Annotated in this window: 2 protein-coding genes and 1 pseudogene; all 3 read right to left on the bottom strand. The window is 68.4% G+C overall.

Features of this window, described 5'->3' with window-relative positions; translation table 11 throughout:
* Window positions 1–1,351 (bottom strand): HAMP domain-containing methyl-accepting chemotaxis protein (locus tag AC1DYN_RS32150; RefSeq protein WP_477966792.1); only part of this gene is annotated, 1,351 nt, incomplete at its 3' end.
* A gap of 12 nt (window positions 1,352–1,363) precedes the next feature.
* Window positions 1,364–1,897 carry a chemotaxis protein CheW gene (locus tag AC1DYN_RS32145; RefSeq protein ID WP_477966791.1) on the bottom strand — a complete coding sequence of 178 codons (534 nt, stop codon included), beginning with the start codon at window positions 1,895–1,897 and terminating at the stop codon, window positions 1,364–1,366.
* Window positions 1,898–1,941: 44 nt separating this feature from the next.
* Window positions 1,942–2,296, bottom strand: a pseudogene (locus AC1DYN_RS32140) (methyl-accepting chemotaxis protein); the annotation flags it as partial.

Below are 2,296 nucleotides of genomic sequence, written 5' to 3'. Positions count from 1 at the left end.
TCCCGATCTTCTGCGCGATCTGCTTCATCGCCGCCACCGTCGCCCTCACCGCCTCGCCGCCTTCGCTGGCCTCGCTGGCCGCCTTCGTGGCCATCCCGTCGGTCACCTTCGCGTTCTCGGTGTTCTGCGAGATCGACGCCGTCATCTGCTCGATCGACGCGCTCGTCTCCTCGACCCCGGCCGCCTGCTCGCTCGACGCCTGCGATAGCGACTGCGCCGTCGCGCTCACCTCTTCCGATGCCCCCGCCAGCGCCTCGGCACCGCTGTTCACCTCGGTCACCACCTGCGACAGCCTGGCCACAGTGTTGTTGACGTATTCCTTCATCTCGCCGAAGGCGCCTTCGTAGTCGCGTTCGATGGTGCGCGTCAGGTCGCCCTCGGACACCGCGCCCATCACCTGCACCACGTCGCCGATGCTGTCGCCGGTGGTCGTGACCAGCGCGTTCAGGCCCTCGCCCATCTCCTTCTGGAAGCCCTGCAGGCCGTCGAGCTCGACGCGCGCGCCGAAGTCGCCGCGGTTGGCCGCGGCCACCACGTGGCGCTGGCCCTCGATCACCTGCTTCAGGCGCGCCACCATCTGCTTCACCGCGAACAGCATGCTGCTGTCGTCGCCCTGGCGCAGCGCGATCTCGGACGACAGGTCGCCGGCCGCCACCTTGTGCAGCAGGGCCGCCGCATGGTCGGGTTCACCGCCCAGCTGGCGCGAGATCACGCGCGTCACCATCAGCCCGAGGCCGATCGCCAGCGCGACCGAGATGCCGATCAGCGCCAGCATCAGCGTCCAGGTCTGCGACACCGTCTTCTCGGCGTCTTCGTTGGTGGCCTTGGTCTGGCTCGCCAGCTCCTCGATCACCTTGGCCATCGTGGCCTCGATGTCGGAAATCGCCTTGCGCGCCGGGCCGTTGCTCTGGTCGGAGGCCTGGTCGAACTTGCCTTCCAGCGCCAACTGCGCGACCTTCTCGTTCTGCGCCAGGTAGACGGGCAGTTGCTCGTCCAGGTCCTTCATCAGGGCCTGTTCCTTGGCGCTCAGGGTGGTGGCACGGTAGGCCTTCAGCGCGACGTGGAACTTGTCCAGGTGCGTCGCGGCGCGCCTGATCGTTTCCTTCAGCTCGGCCGGGTCCTTCATGGCCGGCAGCCGCACGTACGAGCGCGAATGCGCGGTCAGCCGTGCCTCGGCCTCGGCCAGGTCCTGCAGCGGCAGCACGTTGTCGACGTAGGTCGTGTGGATCATCGCGCCGAGTTGACTCAGGCGGGTCAGGCTGTAGCCGCCGACGAGGGCCGTCAGCACCGAGCACAGCAGGAAGCTCAGCAGCAGCTTGTGGGCCAGCTTCATGCGCAGGAACCAGTTCATGTCAATGTCTTCCTAGAGGGATTCGGAGGCTTCGGCCAGCGTGCCCAGGTCGCCGAGCGACAGCACGTGGTCGACGTTGAGCAGGATCACGAACTTGCCGCGCACCTTGCCCATGCCGTGGATGAAATCGGTGCGGATGCGCGCGCCGAAGGCCGGCGCGGGCTCGATGTCGGCGAGGGCGATGTCCAGCACCTCGCTGACGGCGTCGACGACGACGCCGATCACCTGGCGCTCGCCGTCGCTCTCGACCTCGACGATCACGATGCAGGTGCGCTTGGTGACCGGGCTCGGCGCGCGGCCGAAGCGCGCGAGCAGGTCCATCACCGGCACCACCGCACCGCGCAGGTTGATCACGCCGCGCACGCAGTCCGGCATCATCGGCACCTCGGTCAGGCTGTGGTACTCGATGATTTCCTTGATGGCCAGGATGCCGATCGCGAACATCTCGCCGGCCAGCATGAAGGTCAGGTACTGCGCCGGCTCGGCAGCAGCGGCTTGCGCGGCGGCGTGGGCCGGCGCGCGATGGGTCTGGACCAGTGCGTTCATCGCAGGGTTCCTTGCTTCGGGAATGTTCGAAGGGCCAGGGGCGTTCAGAAGCGCGAAAACTGCGACTCGTCCGGGCCTTCACCCGCGCCGGCGAAGGCCATGCCGCCCGCCAGGTTGAAGCCGCCGCTGCCACCGCCGGCGCGCTTGGCCGGCTTGGCGCCGCGCGACGCGGCCGGCCGGCTGGGCGGCGTGCCCGAGGCCCTCGCGACCGGCGTGCCGGCCTGCGCCGACAGCTTGAAGAACGACATGGTCTGCTGCAGCTGCTCGGCCTGGCTGCTCATCTCTTCCGAGGTGGCCGCCAGTTCCTCCGAGCTCGACGCGTTCTGCTGCGTCGTCTGGCTCAGCTGGCTCACCGCCGCGTTGATCTGGCTCACCCCCGACGACTGCTCTTCCGACGCC

The organism is Rhizobacter sp. P2_D12 (assembly GCF_056404395.1).
This window is presented reverse-complemented; position numbering and strand designations above follow the sequence as displayed.

Coding starts and splice junctions, on each gene's coding strand:
- AC1DYN_RS32145 (WP_477966791.1), bottom strand. CDS start 1,897: ATGAACGCACTGGTCCAGACCCATCGCGCGCCGGCCCACGCCGCCGCG.